18 protein-coding genes are annotated in these 18,731 nt (G+C 53.9%); 3 read left to right on the forward strand and 15 right to left on the reverse strand.

Translation table 11 applies throughout. The features are described from left to right. Positions 1-9: 9 nt before the first annotated feature. The 15 genes from flgL to GYMC52_RS16375 all read right to left on the reverse strand — a co-directional run bounded on the left by flgL (position 10) and on the right by GYMC52_RS16375 (position 13,973). Positions 10-903 carry a flagellar hook-associated protein FlgL gene (gene flgL, locus GYMC52_RS16305; RefSeq protein ID WP_013524652.1) on the reverse strand — a complete coding sequence of 298 codons (894 nt, stop codon included), beginning with the start codon at positions 901-903 and terminating at the stop codon, positions 10-12. A 10-nt stretch (positions 904-913) separates the two neighbouring features. Next, positions 914-2,509 carry a flagellar hook-associated protein FlgK gene (gene flgK / locus GYMC52_RS16310; protein ID WP_013524653.1) on the reverse strand — a complete coding sequence of 532 codons (1,596 nt, stop codon included), beginning with the start codon at positions 2,507-2,509 and terminating at the stop codon, positions 914-916. Between the two features lie 12 nt (positions 2,510-2,521). Then, positions 2,522-2,989 carry a flagellar protein FlgN gene (locus GYMC52_RS16315; RefSeq protein WP_041469496.1) on the reverse strand — a complete coding sequence of 156 codons (468 nt, stop codon included), beginning with the start codon at positions 2,987-2,989 and terminating at the stop codon, positions 2,522-2,524. Between the two features lie 15 nt (positions 2,990-3,004). Then, positions 3,005-3,271, reverse strand: a complete 267-nt coding sequence (gene flgM, locus GYMC52_RS16320) for a flagellar biosynthesis anti-sigma factor FlgM (RefSeq protein ID WP_013524655.1) — start codon at positions 3,269-3,271, stop codon at positions 3,005-3,007. Between the two features lie 72 nt (positions 3,272-3,343). Continuing rightward, complete coding sequence (locus tag GYMC52_RS16325; protein WP_013524656.1) at positions 3,344-3,754, reverse strand: TIGR03826 family flagellar region protein; 411 nt, start codon at positions 3,752-3,754, stop codon at positions 3,344-3,346. 238 nt (positions 3,755-3,992) lie between these two features. Then, positions 3,993-4,430, reverse strand: a complete 438-nt coding sequence (locus GYMC52_RS16330) for a YaaR family protein (RefSeq protein WP_013524657.1) — start codon at positions 4,428-4,430, stop codon at positions 3,993-3,995. Between the two features lie 82 nt (positions 4,431-4,512). After that, positions 4,513-5,340, reverse strand: a complete 828-nt coding sequence (locus tag GYMC52_RS16335; RefSeq protein WP_013146436.1) for a flagellin — start codon at positions 5,338-5,340, stop codon at positions 4,513-4,515. 18 nt (positions 5,341-5,358) lie between these two features. Then, the gene (gene fliS / locus GYMC52_RS16340; protein ID WP_013524658.1) at positions 5,359-5,784 is read right to left on the reverse strand and encodes a flagellar export chaperone FliS; all 426 of its coding nucleotides are present in this window, start codon (positions 5,782-5,784) and stop codon (positions 5,359-5,361) included. A gap of 56 nt (positions 5,785-5,840) precedes the next feature. Next, positions 5,841-6,137, reverse strand: a complete 297-nt coding sequence (locus tag GYMC52_RS16345) for an EscU/YscU/HrcU family type III secretion system export apparatus switch protein (protein ID WP_013524659.1) — start codon at positions 6,135-6,137, stop codon at positions 5,841-5,843. Continuing rightward, positions 6,134-8,278, reverse strand: coding sequence for a hypothetical protein (locus tag GYMC52_RS16350; protein ID WP_013524660.1), 2,145 nt, complete (start codon positions 8,276-8,278; stop codon positions 6,134-6,136). The genes GYMC52_RS16345 and GYMC52_RS16350 overlap by 4 nt, the downstream gene beginning before the upstream one ends. 72 nt (positions 8,279-8,350) lie before the next feature. Then, positions 8,351-9,043, reverse strand: a complete 693-nt coding sequence (locus GYMC52_RS16355) for a ComF family protein (RefSeq protein ID WP_013524661.1) — start codon at positions 9,041-9,043, stop codon at positions 8,351-8,353. Continuing rightward, positions 9,040-10,431, reverse strand: coding sequence for a DEAD/DEAH box helicase (locus tag GYMC52_RS16360; RefSeq protein ID WP_013524662.1), 1,392 nt, complete (start codon positions 10,429-10,431; stop codon positions 9,040-9,042). Before GYMC52_RS16360 ends, GYMC52_RS16355 begins: the two co-directional genes overlap by 4 nt. 588 nt (positions 10,432-11,019) lie before the next feature. Then, positions 11,020-11,865 carry a DegV family protein gene (locus GYMC52_RS16365; protein WP_013524664.1) on the reverse strand — a complete coding sequence of 282 codons (846 nt, stop codon included), beginning with the start codon at positions 11,863-11,865 and terminating at the stop codon, positions 11,020-11,022. 255 nt (positions 11,866-12,120) lie between these two features. Next, the gene (locus GYMC52_RS16370) at positions 12,121-12,795 is read right to left on the reverse strand and encodes a response regulator (RefSeq protein ID WP_013524665.1); all 675 of its coding nucleotides are present in this window, start codon (positions 12,793-12,795) and stop codon (positions 12,121-12,123) included. Further along, positions 12,792-13,973 carry a sensor histidine kinase gene (locus GYMC52_RS16375; protein WP_013524666.1) on the reverse strand — a complete coding sequence of 394 codons (1,182 nt, stop codon included), beginning with the start codon at positions 13,971-13,973 and terminating at the stop codon, positions 12,792-12,794. Before GYMC52_RS16375 ends, GYMC52_RS16370 begins: the two co-directional genes overlap by 4 nt. A gap of 219 nt (positions 13,974-14,192) precedes the next feature. Between GYMC52_RS16375 and GYMC52_RS16380 the strand changes: the two genes are divergently transcribed. From GYMC52_RS16380 to GYMC52_RS16390, 3 genes are all read left to right on the forward strand, one after another. Beyond that, positions 14,193-14,834: a YigZ family protein gene (locus GYMC52_RS16380; RefSeq protein WP_013524667.1), complete on the forward strand. Its 642-nt coding sequence runs from the start codon at positions 14,193-14,195 to the stop codon at positions 14,832-14,834. A gap of 32 nt (positions 14,835-14,866) precedes the next feature. After that, entirely contained in the window at positions 14,867-15,874 is a 1,008-nt protein-coding gene (locus GYMC52_RS16385) for an LCP family protein (RefSeq protein ID WP_013524668.1), read from the forward strand. A gap of 240 nt (positions 15,875-16,114) precedes the next feature. Beyond that, positions 16,115-18,562 (forward strand): SH3 domain-containing protein, encoded by a 2,448-nt coding sequence (locus GYMC52_RS16390; protein WP_013524669.1) that lies wholly within the window; start codon positions 16,115-16,117, stop codon positions 18,560-18,562. The last annotated feature ends 169 nt before the right edge of the window (positions 18,563-18,731 follow it).

Here is an 18,731-nt window from a genome sequence, read left to right on the forward strand (position 1 = left end):
AAAGCTAGCTTAGCGCAAAAAGTCAACCAGCGTCGGCTGGATAACGCGCGCGCCGACTGCCAAGGCGGCGCGGTGGACGCTTTCTTGCGTTTTCAAGTCGGTGATGACTTTTTCAAGATCAACGTCTTCGTTGTCCGACAACATTTTTTCCGCGATCACTTGTTGGCTGTCGATGCGGTCTTCCATCAGCTCGATCCGGTTCATGCGCGCCCCGAGTTCGGCGCGGACGCCGAGCAAATTCGTCAAATGGCTGTCGAGTTTGTCTAAATAGCCCGTTAAATCATTACCGGTCGTACTCGGATTTTCGAGGGAAGCGGCCAAGTTTTGCAAGTCGGAAAACAATCCGCTGCCCGCCCCGAACGCTGTGCTTGGCGGAATGTTGACCGGAATGTAAATGCCTTTCGCTAGCTCAATGTTCAGCTGTTGGCTGTTCGTCGACACGGAAATCGTGCCGTCCGGGTTCACCGTAACAGGTGGCTCCGTCGTTTTCGCGCCGTTGAAAATGTATTTGTCGCCGACTTTCGTATTGGCGATCGTGACCAAATGTTCGGTCAGTTGCCGCACTTCTTTGGCGATCGACTGGCGCTGCGTCTCTTCGTATGTATCGTTGCTCGCCTGCACGACGAGCTCGCGGATGCGCTGCAGCGCCTGCGTCGCCTTGTCAAGCGCTGAATCAGAGTTTTCCACCCAGTTGTACGCTTCAGAGAAATTGCGTTTGAACTGCTCGACTTCGGCTAAATTCGAACGGTAGGCGATTCCTTTCATCGCCACAACAGGATCGTCCGACGGGCGGGTGATTTTTTTCCCCGTCGAAAGCTGGGTTTGATATTTGTCCAAATTGGCGTAGCTTCGTGTAATCTGCTTAAGCGTATTGTTCGCCAACATGCTTTGCGTAATGCGCATCACCGTTCACCTACCTTCCGACGACGCCCATGCCGTTGATGAGTTTATCGAGCATTTCGTCAATCACCGTGATTTGCCTTGCCGCGGCGTTGTAGGCGTGCTGGAATTTGACCATGTTCATCATCTCTTCATCCAGCGACACGGAGCTGACCGACTGCCGTTTTTCCTCCACCGACTGGCGCAGCGTTTCGCTGTTCGTTTTCATCCGGTTCGCCTGCTCACCGTCGACGCCAAGCTGGCCGATCCAGCCTTGGTAGTTCGTTTCAACCGTGCCTGAGGAAAGCGGCAAATTAAGGGACGCCAAGTTGACGGAGATGCCGTCTTGCAGCGAAACGGTCGCATTGGACAGAAGCAGGCTGCGGACGTTGGCGAGGTTGATGGCGTTGTTGCCGTTCCCTGTTTCCCCGCTTTTCGTTGACGCCGCGATGTTCGCCAAATCGTCGATGTCGGCCGCGAGTTTGATCGTTTTCGCCGCGCCGCTCACCGCGCCGATCCCGTCAAAAAACGGGCGCTTCGTGCTTCCGTTCAGGCCGTAGCCTTGTTGGTGTACGGCGTTAAATACCGTGCCGAACGTATAGGCGAGTTTGTCCAAGTTCGACAGCATATCTGGGTACAGCCCTTTGACGATCGGCTGGCCGCTGGCGTCGGTTCCTGTTTGATAGCCGTATCCTTCGATCAGCCCGCGCAATTTGCCGTTCGGAAGAGAGGAAAAGGAAACGGCTGTTATACCTATATTGAGCGCATTGACACCTGAAGCGGGAGGCATCTCCTTCACCCCGTCGCCGTCGACGTCGCTGCCGTCGGGGAACGAAACCGATGCGGCGTTGCGGCCTTGTACGAGATACACTTTCGCGCTCCCGTTCATCACGTAAACATCGTACGTTCCTTCCGCCATGGGCAAGGCGTTTCCGCCAGTTGGATGCTTTTCCACACCGATCTCCATATATTGCGACAGCTGGTCGACCAACCGATCCCGCTCGTCGTACAAGTCGTTCGGCAAATAGCCGTTCGGTTCGATTTCGGCGATCCGTTCATTCAATGCGCTGATTTGGTTGAGAAGGGAATTGATCTCCGTCACCGTCGTGCCGATTTGCGTGCCGATGTCCGTGCGGATTTGCGCCAAGGAATTGGACAAGTAATGGAACGTTTCGACGACCGCCAACCCGCGCTGGCGGACGACGGAGCGCGCTCCTTCGTTCTCCGGGTGGGTGCTCAAATCTTGAAGCGCCTGCCAAAACTGGTCCATCGTTTTCGCCAGTCCGCTGTCGGACGGCTCGTTCATAATGTCTTCCATCTTCGACACCGCATCCGCGCGCGCTTCCCAGTACCCGAGCTTGCTGTTTTCGCCGCGGTATTGGATGTCGAGGAAATATTCGCGCACCCGTTCGACCGACGACGCTTCCACCCCTGTCCCCATTTGCCCTGGGATGTTCGGGCGGTTGAGGCCGGGCGTCGGGAACGGCGGCGTCGGCTGCAGTTGAACGCGCTGCCGTGTATACCCTTCCGTATTGGCGTTGGCAATGTTATGGCTTGTCGTGTACAAGGCGGCTTGTTGGGCCATCATGCCGCGCCGGGCGGCTTCGAGACCGTGGAATGTCGAGAGCATCGTTCTTCCTCCTTACGCTTTCGATTCAAACAGCGGGCGCTCGGGCGAAGGGGCATATTGTTGCGTGCGGCTGTAGGTGGACAGCGTCGGGGCGAACGTCTCGATCATCGCGGTGACAAACTGGAGCGACTGTTCGATGAGCTGGCGGTTCAGCTCATTCGCTTCCGCCACCGCGGCGACAGCCGTCTGAAGCCGCGCTTGGCATTCTCTTAGCTCCTCGCGCTCCTTGCCTGTCGCCAGGTGGACGCATTGAGAAATGGTCGCCGCCTCATTGCCGAGCGCCTCCTTCAGCCAATGCCGCCGCCGTTCTTCGAGTTGGCGGATGGCCAAAATATGCTTCTGTTCATCGGCAAGCAAAGCCGACAGCGCCTCGATGTCGTTTTTCTTCAACGCTTCCGTCTTCCGCCGCGAAAGCGCCAGCAAGCTTTCATAAAGCTCACTGTGCGCCCGCAAAAGATGGATGAGTGCCGCAAACGTCATCACGATCCGCTTCCTTTATCGATGGTTTCGGTAATACTCGATCATCCGCTTGGCGACCGCCCGCGGGTCGACTTGGTATGCGCCGTTTTCAATTTGTTGGCGCAGCTCTTCAAGTTTCGCCTGCCGCGCCTGTTCCCAGCTTGCCGCTTCTTGCAGCTCTTTCGCTTCTTTCGAAATTTCCACTTGATCTCTAGGCGCCTTCTCCGCCGCCAGCCGCTCCGTTTTGGCGAGCTGACGCTGGTACGGGTTGACGCCCATCGGTCCAATATGGCGGATTTTCATCACATTCACCTCGCTTGACCGGCGCTTGTTTGCATTTGGCTATTGTTTATATCGGAACGTTGACGGAAATGTTTAGCGTTCTTGATAGTCTTGGGTGTAATAAGTGGCATGGCGGGGACGATCTTCTTTTTTCTTTTCCCCCTCCGCCCGACGCAAGCCGGCTTGCAGCTGGCCAAGGCACTTGGCGCACAGCCGCCCTTCACGGATCATCGCTCCGCACGAGTCGCAAGGGTAGCCGAGATTTGGAAAATGGACGAGCTGCAGCCGCCCCGCGCGAATCCATTTGATGATCAGCTTCTCCTCCACCCCTGTCGCCTCAACGACTTGCGCCATCGTCGCCGTGCGGTTTTCCCGTCTGCGCAAAAAGGCATAAACGCGTTCAAATTGCCGCTCTTCTTCTTGATAGCACGACTCGCATACGTCACGGGTCGATAATTTGACAAACAACCGCCCGCACTTCGAACAATTGGATAGTTCCGCCATCGTGGATCCCTCCCGATCATTGCCTATGAAGCCGCCGTATAAAAACTTATTAGGTTTGAATAATGGCGCCCGCCTGGTGGTCACCAACTCGTCGCGAACACCACCCTCCTGTCAGTGACGCATCCCTGCATTCGGCGCCGTTGACCATCTTCCACAGCCGCAAGCAGATCGATAATATGTCAATATTGATGACCAACGCAACATTGCGGAATCGATCTTGTACTCTTAAACGATTCCGTCATGTGTAAATATTGATGATCAGCCCTTGAATCTCGCCGACGAGCCGCAAAATCTCAAGTCCACGCTGTTCTTTTTGCAGCACTTCGTTCGTCAGTTCAACGAGCTTTTGATCAACTTCCTTCACGAGTTTATAAATGCGCGCCCGCCCGCCGCGGCTGAAGCCGCGCTGTTCTTCCAGCTGCAGGCCGTTTTTCACCGCGTCGTCCAAAAACGACTTGACGAGCTGTTTATATTTGCGCAAATCCTCCACCGTCCGCGACTCGGCAAGCTTTTTCCCTTGCTCCTCAATTTGGCGGACTTGTTCGTTGATCCGCTCCCATACGACGTCGCGGCGCGTTTTCGCCATGACTTCGGTGAACGACACCGATTCCATCGGAGCATCGTCTTTGCGGCTCACATTTGTCAGCCCTGTGCGCGTCACTTTTTGCACTTCCATCGTCATCACCTCTCGCTACCCCCATTATCGCACAACCATAGCAAAAGGGCGAGGCGTTTATGCCCCGCCCGATGCGGTCCGATTAGCTTTTCAACAGCTGCAAAATCCCTTGCGGCAGCTGGTTCGATTGCGCGAGCATCGCCTGCGCCGCCTGCGTCAAGATATTGTTTTTCGTAAATTCGGCCATCTCCATCGCCATATCCGTATCGCGGATGCGGGATTCGGCGGCGGTCAAGTTTTCGTTCGCGGTTGTTAAGTTGTTAATGGTATGCTCGAGGCGGTTTTGGTAAGCGCCCATTTTCGATCGCGTTTTCGACACTGATATAATCGCTTCATCTAATTTTGCAATAGCAGCTTGGGCATTCGCTACCTGCTTGATATCCAATGAGCTAATGTCTTTCTTGTCTTCCCCAAGAGAGTCTTTTTTTTGCTTTTCCCACGATATTGTCAACGACTGCCCATTATTCGGCCCCAGCTGGATCGTAATATTTTGGCCGCTGGCTAAAATATTCATAGTGTTAAATTGTGTATCCGTTCCGATCCGATCAATTTCATCCTTCAATTGTTGGAATTCACTGTCAAGCGCTTCGCGATCCGTATCTTGGTTCGTCCCATTCGCCGCCTGCACAGCCAGCTCGCGCATCCGCTGCAGGATGCTGTGGACTTCGTTTAACGCCCCTTCCGCCGTTTGGATGAGCGAAATCGCATCGAGCGCGTTCCGTTCCGCCATTTGCAAGCCGCGAATTTGCGAGCGCATTTTTTCCGAGATGGCAAGCCCCGCCGCGTCGTCAGCCGCCCGATTGATGCGCAAACCAGAGGAGAGGCGCTCCAAGTTTTTCGAAATGTTCGATTGGTTGGCCGCCAAGTTGCGGTAGGCGTTGAGCGCCTGAATATTATGATTGATTCGCACAAACATCCGCTCCTTTGCTTATGATTTCTCGTATGCAATGAATTGCTCGTACGCTGCTGTTTTTTGCTTGAGCGCCGTTTGCGCGGGGGAGGCGCCGCTTTTCAGCGCCTCGTTCCACGCGGTGGCGATTGTGGTGGTTAATTGCAGCACTTCCCGAACGATCTTGACGTCTTTTTTCATATTCGCCTCGATGAGGCGCTCAGCCATATAGTTGTAGAGCGCATCCAACTGATGGGCGATAATGCCCGCGTCATAGCGCAATCCGGCGCCGAGCCGGCGAAGGATGTCGTTTCCTTTTTGCAGCTGTTTGTTCGCTTTCCAATAGTCTTTTTGTTCAAGGGCCGCGATGGCCTCTTCCAAACATTCCATCAATCCTTCATATAACAATGCCGTCAGCTGTTGCGAGTTTTTTTGGTAAATCCATTCCTCAGTTAAAAAGTCCAACGCCGTGCACCCCCATTTGCCCTCTGCCTTTTATATCGGCGATGAGTTGACAATGTTTAATCATTTTTTTCAATTTCTTCAATCAAAATCAAAATTTCGGCAATGACCGCGTACAGCTGCGGCGGAATGCGGTCGCCAAGATCAAGCTGAAGCAAGTTTTGCACGAGCAATGGGTCCTCTTGAATCGGGATGTGATGCTGTTTCGCCAGTTCAATGATTTTCTGCGCCACATGCCCGCTTCCTTGGGCGACAACCATGGGCGACTGGCCCGACGATTCGTCATACCGGATGACGGCCGCCGTCGGACCAGTCATTTGCTTTCGTTTTTTTTGATTGAAATATTGCGCCATCATATCGTGAAATCGTACCCTCTTTCCGTAAACGGTCCGTACAGGCGAACGGATGGCACCCGTTTTTCTTCTTCCTGCCGCTTCGTTTCATTCGTCAGCTTTGTGATGTTGACCATTTTGACGTGGTAGCCGATCTCCTCCAATCGCTTTTTCGCCATATCGATGAACGGCGCGGCTTTTTGGGCAAAGTCATCGCGGTCGTTGCGAAGGGTGATGGACAAGCTTCGCTCATTGGCTTGAAGCAAAATGCCGAGGTCTCCCAGTTTTTTCGTCTCCAGCAAGAAATACAGCTGACAGTTTTCCCAATCGATTCGCTCGCCATCTTGGCGGGCGTTGACATAGACGTTGACGTTCCGCACTTCATTTTGCCATCGCAACGGCAAGGAGAAGAACAGGCTTTGCATGCCCACTCCAGCGTCCCATCGGTTTAGCAGTTGCTGACCAGTCAGATTCGTTAACGCTTGTTCCGCTTGCCGGGCGATGGGCTCATTTCCACTTTGTGCAAGCTGCAGAAGCGTCGCCTTCATATTCTGCGGTGTTCCTTCCCCGTCAGCGCCTTTTTGCACGAGCGATTCAGCCGCCTCATAATCGTGCATGAAGCCAAATCGGCGGAGCGCTTCAAACAATTGACGCGCCGACGGTCCGTCAACGAACGGCTGCACCGCTTCGTTCATTTGCCGGAGAAATGCTTTTGACAAATCTGCCTGCGGTTCGCCCAATCCAGCTACAAAATGCTTGACTTTTGTTTCGGACGGTTTCAACACCATATTCGCCAGAACGTCTTTCACTTCATTCACAATCTTCCGCGCCCCGCGTTCATCCCCTTGGTGAAGCCGCTTTTTCGCTTCAGCCAGCTGGGAGCTCGCCTTCATCAGCTGCTTTTCCGTCGCCATGTCCGTAAACAGCATCAAATCACTTTTTAAAATGACGTTGTCCAACTGCTTAATTGCGCTTTCCAAGTACTGTTTTGCCTGCAAGCGGGCGGCTTGTCCTCTTTGTTCCGCCCAGTGCAGCACCGTCTCCAAATGGTGCATCACATTGCGCTTCACAATCTGAAAGTCACGGGACGCCTGTGCCATTTTGGCTGTGACCGTTTGCACGAGAAAGTCTTTCGTTTGCATCGCCACACTCGCTTGCATCCATGTTCCATTAAGCGGAACATGGTCCGATGATCCCGAAGAAAGGGTTTGTTCCATGTCACTCAACATATCGAACAACGCTTTCCTGGCAGCAAGCTCTCTTCCGTTTTCCATAAACTGGCGCGCTTCTGTCAATGCTTCGTTGAACGCCTGCCTCCAGGCAGGATGAATCTGAACTCCTTCTCCAATCTCCTTTTGAATCAAGTCAAGCACTTGTTCAAGATGCGGCTCTTTTTTCAGTTGCTCGATGGCATGAAGAACCTTGTCGCGCAATAAATTGATCGCTTGCATCATCTCTGTGCCATTTGCCTTTTGATGCGGTTCGGACAAAAGAGCTGTTAATCGTTGCAGCAATTGTTGAACGAATTCTTGTGGAGAACCAACACGGGACATAGAAGTTGACGCACTGTCGTCCAATTTTCCTTCCATGGAAACGCGGAATTTCTTTTGTTCATTCACCTTAAGCTCCTCTACCATATCTACGAGCCTCTCTCCGAGCGGCTTCCCATGCAGCGCCTCATGGACGGCCGCAAGATGAACGTTCGTCAGTTCTAAATGCTTATTGATGACCGCGCGGACGGTATCGAGTTTTTGCTCTACGGTGCCTGGGGCTTCGGTGAAAAACGTCCGCAAGGTGGAAACGATCTCTTTTGTGAGCGATTGTCCATGTTTTTGCAGCCAATCTCCGACCTGTCTCAGCTCAGGCAATAACGGTTCAGAAGCAGAAAAATGAACCGCTTGTTTGTCCGTCTCTTGTGGCGGACGGGGAACGATTCGCGCCACAGGAACTCCTTCTTGTTCACCGACGATTTGGATCGTTGCACGCCCTTCCTGCGGCCATTCTCCTTCCGTTCGCACCCGCACGTCGGTCCCCTTGATCACGACGACTGCCTCGCCGTCTCGGCTTTCTTTGATGACGGCATCGTATGTTTCGCCCTTTTGCACCATCAGGGTTTGATTTGGCGACGTTATCGATTGTCTAGTAAAAACGTTGCGAATTTCCATCCCCGTTCACCTTCCGCTCGATTCGATTGCTACTGTTTATATCGGCACATCCACCATGAATGTTTACACCCTTCACGCCCGCACCAACGTCAACGCCCACACCTCGGCCGCCCCCGCTTCAAGCAACACAAGGGCCGCGTGGCGGATGGTGATGCCCGTCGTGTAAATGTCATCGATGAGAACGATTCGTTTCCCTGCAAGCGGCGGGCGGTCAACGAGGAAAAACGGGTTGTCGGTCTTCAGCCGTTCGCGGCGCGATTTTTTCGACTGCTTCTCGGAATGCCGGCGGGCCAGCCAAGGGAAATACGGGGATGGAAGCAAGCGGGCGAGCGCTTCCGCTTGGTTGAAGCCGCGCTCATACAGCCGTTCGGGGCTCAGCGGGATCGGGACGATGTGCCAATCGCGGCCGAAATGGCGGCGAAACGCTTGGGAAAACGGACGGCGGAACGCCTCGATGATGGCATAGTCGCCGCGGAATTTCCATAAGGCGACGACGTCTTTCATCCAGTCGTTGTATATATACACAGATCGGTTTTTCACGAGCGCCCTCCCCCATTGTTCATCTTCCTGCCACCTTAGACAGTCGGCGCACAGCGATGGCTTGGCTTCCTCAAGCGGGCGGCCGCACATCTCGCAAAGGCGGCCGTCAATGAGTTTGAACGACCCGCGGCAACGCGGGCAAAGGACGTCAAGGTCTTCGAGGAAAAGAAGCTGGCGCCAGCTCGCGATCGGGTTGTACGGAGAATGGCAAAGGAGACAGTTCATGGGCGCAGCAGCCCCCTTTTCTTCGCTTCTTCGTTCATGCGGAGGATATGGCGGCGCGCCCGCACCATCTCGTTCGTTTTCCCGTGATGGAAAAAGCGGACATCGCCATCGGGAAACGCGGCGTGGCGGCCCACGCGGCCGGCGATTTGCACGAGAGCGCTTTCGGTGAAAATGCGGTCTTCCGCGCCAAGGACGGCGACATCGATGTTCGGCACCGTCACGCCCCGTTCAAGGATCGTCGTGGTGACGAGCAGCGGCACGCGCCCATCGCGAAATGCCTGAACGTGCTCGGCTCTGTCTGGGGCTTCGGCATGAACGCCGACGATGCGGGGATCGACGCGCTGCAAGAGGCGGGTGACAGCTTCAAGCTCATCGATATGGGGAACGAACAAAAACGCTTGTTTTCCCTGCGCCAAACGATGGAGAACCCACGCAAGGACGTTTTCGGGCAAGCGGCCGCGCTCTAACCGTTTGCGCCAATTGCCGCACCATTCGAACACGGGGACGGGAAGCGGACGGCCGTGGTAGCGGGCGGGGATGACGACAGCTTTCCGTTTACCTCTTGTGATGTCAAGCTGCCAAGCGCGGGACGGGGTGGCGGTTAAATAAATGAGGCTCGACTGTTCTTTTCGCGCTTCACGAACGGCGTATTCAAGCATCGGCTCAACAGAATATGGAAAGGCATCGACTTCATCCACGATCATAACGTCAAAGACGCGGTAAGCCCGCAGCAACTGGTGGGTGGTTGAGAGGACCAAGGAAGCGATCCGCCCGCGCTCTTCGCTTCCCCCGTGCCAAACAGCGAGCGGAACGCGCGGGAACGCTTGGCGAAAGCGGGGAGCAAGCTCGCGGACGACATCGGTCCGTGGCGTGGCGAGGCCAACGCGCCAGCCCTTCTCGAGCGCGGCGGCGATGGCGGGAAACAAAATCTCGGTTTTCCCTGCCCCGCATACGGCCCAAACGAGCAGTTCGCTTCGATCGAGCACGGCCTGTTTGACAGCCATAGCGGCATCCTCCTGAGCGGCGGACAGCGTCCCATCCCAAACAAGCGGCGCCTCGTGCCGCTCGGACGGAAGCGGCATCGTCACGTGCACAAGGTGAGTGCAGGAGCTGATGCGCCCCATCACGAGACACTTGCGGCAATACGCGCAATCCGATCCACAGCGGGCGCATGGAAACGATGCAAAAAGACGCGCGTCTTCATTCCCGCAGCGCATACAGCGCCAGCCGCTTGATGTTTTGATGAGGCCGGGCTGTTCGCATAGCGAACCAGTCTGGATGGCGGCAGCGACTTCTCCATCGGGAAACGGCAGCTGCTCTCGGGGTAGGCGCTGGCCGTTCAGCCAAGCGACGAGCGGCGAAGCAGCGGCTGATGGGGGAATGTACAATGAGCATCACTCCTTTTGTCATTCAGGAAAAGCATGTCTCCTAGTCGGGAGCCAAAAAGAGCGGGTGACGCGGCAAAAACGCCATGGAAAACACCCTCTCCCCAAGTTGAGAGACTTGAAGCGCATAAAGGTACAGGAAGAGCGATCGACGGTGTTCGTTTTCGTAAAAAGTTAGAAAGGTGATAAAAAATGGACGCCATGCACAAAACGGCAGCATTCGATCAGAAAAGAAAGTGGAGATGAAAAGGCCTTTCCAAATGGAATAAGGATGTGGTTTGACCGTCTTTTTCACGACATATCGGCCTTCGAAAGAAATGGATGCGGCGAAACCTGACGCCAGCAAAGATTCACAGGAGAGTCATGGAGTCGATCGATAACGTGTTTCGACAACATTCCCAGGGAAATAGCGACAAATTTTTCAGGAAAGGAAAACGGTTCGACAAGTTCGGCCAGCCCCACATCTCCGTCCGTTTCATAAAGCGGAGAGAAAACTACTGTACAACAAATTCGCCGCCGCGCAAGGCGGAGCGCACCGTTCCGCCTTGCGCTTGGCTGTAGCGCCTCGAGACGGCGCTTTGCGGCCTCGGCTTAAGGCTGATACCACGTCAACCCGAGCGCGCCTTCGCCGACATGCGTGGCGATGACTGGGCCAAAATAGCTGATCGAAAATTCGACGTGCGGATAGCGGGCGGACAGCTCATCGCGCCAGCGGCCCGCTTCATCCGGCTGGTTGGCGTGGATGATGGCGGCTTTGAGCGGCACACCCTTTTCCGCATCTTCGGCGAACAGCTCTTCGATGCGGTGGATCGCTTTTTTGCGCGTGCGAATTTTTTCAAACGGCACGATCACTTTGTTTTCAAAGCGAAGAAGCGGCTTGATTTGCAAGAGGCCGCCGATGAACGCCTGCGCCCCGGTCAGCCGTCCGCCCCGCTGCAGATGGGCCAAGTCGTCGACCATAAAGTAGGCGCGCAGCGTTTGTTTCATTTCATCCAAGCGAGCGATGATATCCTCAGGGGACCTCCCCGCCTGCGCCATTTCCGCCGCTTCGATCGCATAAAACCCTTGTGCCATGCAGCTGATTTCCGAGTCGTATGCGTAAACACGCAATCCGTCCACCATCGTCCCTGCCGTGACCGCCCCTTGGTACGTGCCGCTGATGCCGCTTGAGAGGTGGATGCTGACGACCGCCTCGTATCCTTCCTCGCGAATGGCGGTGAACAAGTCAATGAACTCACCGACCGACGGTTGGGACGTCGTCGGCAACGTCGGATGCTGCTTGATTTTGGCAAAAAATTCATCGGCCGTCATATCCATCTCTTCGCGGTACGTCTCATTCCCGAAAATGACGCTGAGCGGAATCAAGCGAATGCCCAGCCTCTCGCGCACCTCTTTCGGCAAGTAGGCCGTGCTGTCGGTGACAATTGCCGTTTTCACGAACGCCATTCCTTCCTGATTTCAAATTTTCTTCCATTATACCAAAAAGACAAACCGCCCACCACTACGAATCCAAATGGGGGATAGCGCACCGCAAGGACCTAAACAAAGCCGCTTGCCGCCAACCACAAGACAGCTTGTCCTCACCACGGACACACCAACAACAAAGCATCGCTGCCTCGATCCCCTCAACACCAGCCGCCAGACGCCCGTCCAATCCGCCGACAATAGGCGAAAACGGAGGGGGCATTGCCATTAGCGCACTTCCACCCAGCCGTTTTTGATCGCCACAACGACCGCCTGCGTCCGGTCGTTGACGCTTAATTTTTGCAAGATGCTGCTGACGTGGTTTTTCACCGTTTTTTCGCTAATGTAAAGCGCTTCGCCGATGGCGCGGTTGCTTTTGCCGTCAGCCAACAGCTGCAGCACTTCGCACTCGCGCCGCGTCAGCAAATGAAGCGGGCGGCGCACCTCCTGCTTAACCACTGCGCCGCCTTTTTCTGTCGTCAAGCGGCGGTATTCGCGAATCAAGTTGTGCGTCACTTTCGGATGCAAGTACGAACCGCCTTCCGCGACGATTCTCACCGCCTCAATGAGCGTATCGGCATCCATCTCCTTCAACAAATACCCGGCCGCTCCCGTCTGCAAGGCGCGCATGACATAGTTTTCATCGTCATGAATCGACAGCACGACGACTTTCGTATCAGGGTAAGCTTCAATCAGCTGTTTCGTCGCCTCAACGCCGTTGATGTCCGGCATGTTAATGTCCATCAGCACCAAATCGGGGCGGTATGTTTCGACGATCGAAAGCGCTTCGCTTCCGTCGCTTCCTTCCGCCACGACTTCAAAATCGCCCTCAAATTCCAAAATGCGCTTGATGCCCTCGCGAAACAGCTGGTGATCGTCGATAATCGCGATGCGTGTTTTCATCGTTTCCTTTCCTCCTTGTTCGTTTTGTCAGTCGAACGGTCGAGCGGAACGCGAATGAACACGGTCGTTCCGCTGCCAATCTTTGAGCGGATGTCGAGCGTGCCGCCGAGCAGCTCCACCCGCTCCCGCATTCCAATCAAGCCGAACGCATTTTCTTTTTTGACCGATGGATCAAATCCTTTGCCATCGTCTTTGACACTGACAAGCAGATGGTCGCACGTCACTTCCATTTTGACGTCGATATGGCGCGCTTCGGCATGCTTCAAGGCGTTTTGCACCGATTCTTGGACAAGCCGAAACACGGCCGCCTCCATCCGCGACGGCAGCCGAATTTCTTCGCCGATATGTACAAAGGAAATGTGGACTCCCTTGTTATATTCTTCGGTCGTTTGCAAATATTTTTTTAGCGTCGGAACCAATCCTAAATCATCAAGCGCCATCGGCCGCAAATCGTAAATGATGCGGCGCACTTCGGACAAAGCCGAACGCACCATTTTGCGAAAATCGCGAATTTCGGCGATCGCCGCCTCTGTCCCTCGCTCTTTGATCACCTTTTCGACCAAATCAGACCGAAGAAGGACGTGAGCGAGCAGCTGTGCCGGGCCGTCATGGATTTCCCGCGACAGCCGCCGCCGCTCTTCTTCCTGGGCTTCGATGATCTTCAGCCCAAATTCCTGCTTTTGCTTCGCTCCTTCAATAAGCTCGCCGACCTGGCGGAAATCGCTGTTTAAGTAGTGGAGCACGACCGTAATTTGTCCAACTAAATAATCGGCGCGTTCGATAATTTGCGCAAGGCTCGCCAATCTCCGCTCGAGCTCGTCGCGGCGCAGCCGCAGCTGTTTCTCCCGCTCGCGCACCATCGTCAGCTTCATATGCAGCTCATGCGCCTGCTCATACGCCTCGCGAATATCTTGCTCCGAGTGGGTGGAAAAGTTTTGGCTCACTTCCGACAGGCGGCGGCGCGCCTGACGCGCCTTCATTTCCAGCTGATCCGCTTCTTCGATCGCCTGCACGGTCAGCCGCTTCACCTCCTCGAGTTCGCGAAGCAAATGGTCGTGCTCTTGACGCGACTGCTCCCCGATGCGGAAAATTTCGTCTTTGCTGTGTTGAACGGTGTCGATCATTTTTTCGACAATCCGATCCAACTGCTTCACGTCCCACTGTTTTGCCTCAGCCATTTGCCAACCTCCAACAGCGCTGCCAAGCGGTGCGCATGGGCGCCAGCAAAATTTGTTTGAAGGAAAAAAGTTGTCGATTTATAATAATAAAAGCATGCCCTATCTATTGCTCTTTTATTTTCAGTTTACCATAATTAGAGTAGAGCGCTAGCCATTCATGCAAAAAAATGAACAAAATTAAACCGTTTTCGCGTTTTTTGTATGTTGAGGTGTTTTGCTTTGTTGCAAACATATTACACGGTCAAAGGATACGGCGAACGCGAGATCGTGATCGAAAAATCACGGTTCATCTGCTATATCAATCGCGCCGAAACCGAGGAAGAGGCCGTCGCCTTTATTCAACAGATCAAGAAGAAGCATTGGGACGCCACCCACAACTGCTCCGCCTATTTGATCGGCGAGCATGACCAAATCCAAAAAGCGAACGATGACGGCGAGCCGAGCGGCACCGCAGGGGTGCCGATGCTTGAGGTGCTGAAGAAAAAAGGATTGAAAGACACCGTCGCCGTTGTCACCCGCTACTTTGGCGGCATCAAGCTCGGCGCGGGCGGGTTGGTTCGCGCTTACAGCCGCGCCGTCTCCGAGGGGCTGAACGCCGCCGGCATCGTCGAGCGTCGGCTCATGCGCGTCATGCATGTCACGATCGACTATCCATGGCTTGGGAAAGTGGAAAATGAGCTGCGCTCTTCCGTATATACTATTAAAAATATCCAATATGCCGACCGCGTCACGTTTGACGTTCTCGTTCCCGAGGACGGCCAGTCTTCGTTCGGCGAGTGGATGACCGAACTGACAAACGGAAGGGCGAACATTCAGGCGGGAGTGATGGAGTATGCCGAGCGGTTGCTTCCGTCTTCCTAAAATGACACCGTAAAGGAAAGAAGGGTTAAACGATGAATCATACAAGAAAAACGGTGAAAAAGCGAAAGAAAAAAAAGCGGCTCCGCCGATTCTTTTTGCTCGTGTTTCTTCTTTTGCTCGGGGGTGTCAGCGCCTTTGGCTACAATATTTACTCCGAGACGAAACAGGCAACAAACAAAATTTACCAAGAGCTTGATCCATCAAGCAAGCCTGCAAGAAATATTGAAATGCGCAAAGATCCGTTTACCGTGCTGTTGGTTGGAGTGGAAAACCAGTACCACGACGAGGAGGGGCGGTCTGATGTCGTCATGTTGTTGACCGTCAATCCGAAGACGAACAAAGTGTATTTGTTGAGCATTCCCCGCGATACGCGCGTTTACATTCCGAGCGAAGGGAGGAAAGACAAAATCACCCACTCCTACAGTCATGGAGGCATTCAATCGACGATTGCAGCCGTCAATGAGCTGATCGATGTTCCGATCGACTATTACGTGACGACGGATTTTGAAGGGTTCGAAAAAATTGTCGATTCCCTAGGCGGCGTCACGGTGGATGTTCCGTTTACATTCAAAGCTCAGCTGACAGGTTCGCTCAAATGGCATACGTTCCATAAAGGCAAACAAGAGTTGAATGGCAATGAAGCGCTTGCCTATGTGCGCATGAGAAAATCGGACCCCCGCGGCGATTTTGGCCGAAACGAGCGGCAAAAGCAAGTCATTCGCGCCATTATTGACAAAAGCACGTCCATCACCTCGTTGCCGAAGCTGGATGACGTCATCGCCGATTTAGGGGATCACGTGCGGACGAACATCCCTCCGTCCGAGTTGTTGTCATTCATCTACGTCTATCAAAAAATGAAAAACGCGGATGTAGAAAATTTGCATTTGAAAGGATACGACGAAACGATCAACGGCGTGTACTACTACATCCCGGACGAGCAATCGGTCAGCTCAATCAATGAAACGCTGCGGCAAGCGCTCGAGACGTCCAACGCCTCCCTCACGCGCAGCGATTCACCATCCACACAAAGCCAAAATTAACGATCACAAAGAAGGTGCTCCCAAACGCAATGGGGCGCCTTTTTCCATTTACAGCGTATATCATGCCGCAATGATGATGAAAGAACACAACCTTTCATGTCCTCTGCTTTTTTCTCTCTTTTTCAACAAAACTTTTCATTTTTTTCTCATAATAGGACTGAATTCGGGTTGGATAAAACGGCAAAATTCGCTATGATAGTATAGAAAACGCAAACTTGAGAAAAAGGGGGGATCGAATCCTTGAAAAAAACGCTTCTTTCCGTCTTGTTGGCGACTTGCCCGCTATGGCCGTCAGCCGCCTTGGCCGCCGATGGAAGTCCTTCCTCATCCTCACCGACACTCATGGTCGCTGAGCATAACGCTTTGCTGAGGAGAGGAGCGACGGATTCCTATCAAATCGTCGAATCCATTTCCGCTGGCCAACAAGTAAAAGTCATCGACAAGTTCCAAAATGCTGCTGGCGAAACGTGGTATCGCATCGAATACAAGGGCATCACGGGCTGGGCGCGGGCAGACGACTTTTCTGAAGCGCATGTCTCTTCCGCCTTCCCTAACGTGATGTTCGCCAAGCAAGACTCGTTGCTGAGAAGAGGGGCAACCGATTCATATCGGGCCGTTGGTTCGATTCCCGCTGGCCAACAAGTGAACGTCATAGACGAGTTTCAAAATTCCTATGGTGAAACGTGGTACCGCATCGAGTACGGAGGCGTCACCGGCTGGACGCGTGCGGACAGCTTTTCCAACCAACCGCCTTCCATGCTCGTCGGAAAGCGTGCGGTAATCGCCGCCAACGACATCGCGATGCGCAAGGGGGCATCCCCTTACTATCCGGTCGTAAAAACACTGTCTAACGGCGATGTCGTCTCCATCATTGCCGAGTTCACCAATTCGCTCGGGGAACAGTATGTGCGTGTGGAGTGGGCGGGAGTCAAAGGATGGGTGAAAACGGAACAGATCTACATACCCAAACAGCTTCCGACACTTTTGCCGACATTCATGAACGTTGTGCAGTCCTCCCCGGTTCGCCGCGGGGCGAGCGTCCATTACCGCGCCGTCGCCACAGTGTCACGCGGTCAATCTGTCAAAGTGATCGATTTGTTCGTCACAAATGGCCAGGAACTTTGGTACCGCGTTGATCTCGGACATGTCCGGGGATGGGTGTCGGAAAAAGTGTTGACGATGTCATCAACCATTTCGGTTCCAAGCGGTGTCTCGGATGCGTCCAGCATCTCAGGCCAGCCGCTGACGGTCAGCGTGTCGGTCGCCAATGTGCGGCAAGCTCCATCTTTAAAAGCAAAAGTCGTCACCCAACTGAAAAAAGGAACCAAACTGAACAGCCTGTCAAGCGCCAAAGATGCGTCGGGAGCGCTTTGGTACAAAGTGTCCCTCAATGGAAAAACGCTCGGCTGGGTGCACGAGACGGTCGTAACCAAATCCTACCTTTCCCCACCAGCCAGCCAGGGGAAGCAAAAGCAGGTGACAACTGCTAATGCGGCGCTGTTTGCCGAACCTTCGTTGAGCGCCGCCGTCATCGAGCGGATTGCGAAAAACCGAACGGTCACGGTTTTGAAGACGACAGAAGCATCTCCGTTCGACTGGGTGCAAGTCACCTCTGCATCGGGGAAAACGGGATGGATGCCGGCGTTTGAGGTAAAAGCCCCATCCTACGTATACGTCAAACAGGCGGGCACTCCGCTGCGCCGAGGCGCCTCTTCGAACTATCAATCGTTGAAGACGCTGGCAGCGAATGAGCGGCTTGCTGTCCTTTACGAATATCATGGATGGCTGAATGTCGAAACATCCAATGGCGTCCGCGGATGGGTGGAGGAATCGAGCACATCTACCGTCGCCTTAAATAGTCTCGTTGAACCGACGTTTTCGACCATCAACGAAGATGCCTATTTGACGTGGAAAAAAACTTCTAATTTCCGCGTCTCCTATTCGTTGTTGCCGGGCAATCGTCTGAAAATCACCGGCTCGTTTTCCTACGCTGAAGTCCCGTCGACCGACATTCCAGGCATACAAACGGTGGAGTGGAACGGCAGCAGCCTGCTCATCACCTTTGAACCGGGGTACACGTTCACCCTTCGCCATTACAGCGACCGATTGGCGCTGAAAATTCTCGAGACCGGACTCAAGGGCAAAAAAATCATCATTGACGCAGGGCACGGGGCGCACGACACCGGGGCGATCGGCCCTGGCGGCACGCGGGAAAAAGATATTACTCTCGACACCGCCTTATTGCTAAAAGAAGAATTGGAGCGGGCCGGAGCGATCGTGAAATTGACGCGAAGCACCGACATCTTTTTGGAGCTGTCGGAACGGACATGGATCGCCAACAGTTCCGACTACGACGCCTTTATCAGCATTCACGCCGACTCGTACTCGCGGACATCTCGCGGAACGACAACGTACTACAACGTATCGAGCAACTTCAATGGGCCAAAAAGCGAGCAGTTGGCCGCCATCGTGCAAAAACATCTTGTCCAACAGCTCGGAACATATGACCGCGGCCATAAAACGCAAGACTTTTACGTCAACCGGAAAAACGAGCTGCCGAGCATTCTCGTTGAGCTCGCCTTCATCTCCAATCCGAATGAAGAGGCGCTGCTCAAAACGAAAGCGTTCCGCCAAAAAGCGGCCGTCGGCATTCGCGAAGGATTGGAAGAGTATTTCAGCCAATTCTAGTTTGTTCGCGTTCGGAGAATAATAGCATGAGAAGGCCGGTCATGCAACGGATTGCAAAGCTTTACGACGGAGTTCGTCAAACTGAGAAACATGGCAACATCGCGTTTTCATTCCTTGCGATTCCTCATGAACCGAGCGAATCCGTTGTTTTTCACCGGCCTTTTAGGAA

It is taken from the genome of Geobacillus sp. Y412MC52, assembly GCF_000174795.2.
Lineage (GTDB): Bacteria > Bacillota > Bacilli > Bacillales > Anoxybacillaceae > Geobacillus > Geobacillus thermoleovorans.

Bases quoted from the DNA above. Each gene is read 5' to 3' on its own strand.
- GYMC52_RS16370 (WP_013524665.1), bottom strand. From the start codon at position 12,795: ATGAAAACACGCATCGCGATTATCGACGATCACCAGCTGTTTCGCGAG.
- GYMC52_RS16325 (WP_013524656.1), bottom strand. From the start codon at position 3,754: ATGGCGGAACTATCCAATTGTTCGAAGTGCGGGCGGTTGTTTGTCAAA.
- GYMC52_RS16315 (WP_041469496.1), bottom strand. From the start codon at position 2,989: ATGACGTTTGCGGCACTCATCCATCTTTTGCGGGCGCACAGTGAGCTT.
- flgM (WP_013524655.1), bottom strand. From the start codon at position 3,271: ATGAAAATCCGCCATATTGGACCGATGGGCGTCAACCCGTACCAGCGT.
- flgK (WP_013524653.1), bottom strand. From the start codon at position 2,509: ATGCTCTCGACATTCCACGGTCTCGAAGCCGCCCGGCGCGGCATGATG.
- GYMC52_RS16375 (WP_013524666.1), bottom strand. From the start codon at position 13,973: ATGGCTGAGGCAAAACAGTGGGACGTGAAGCAGTTGGATCGGATTGTC.
- flgL (WP_013524652.1), bottom strand. From the start codon at position 903: ATGCGCATTACGCAAAGCATGTTGGCGAACAATACGCTTAAGCAGATT.
- GYMC52_RS16345 (WP_013524659.1), bottom strand. From the start codon at position 6,137: ATGATGGCGCAATATTTCAATCAAAAAAAACGAAAGCAAATGACTGGT.
- GYMC52_RS16350 (WP_013524660.1), bottom strand. From the start codon at position 8,278: ATGGAAATTCGCAACGTTTTTACTAGACAATCGATAACGTCGCCAAAT.
- GYMC52_RS16355 (WP_013524661.1), bottom strand. From the start codon at position 9,043: ATGAACTGTCTCCTTTGCCATTCTCCGTACAACCCGATCGCGAGCTGG.
- GYMC52_RS16330 (WP_013524657.1), bottom strand. From the start codon at position 4,430: ATGGAAGTGCAAAAAGTGACGCGCACAGGGCTGACAAATGTGAGCCGC.
- GYMC52_RS16385 (WP_013524668.1), top strand. From the start codon at position 14,867: ATGAATCATACAAGAAAAACGGTGAAAAAGCGAAAGAAAAAAAAGCGG.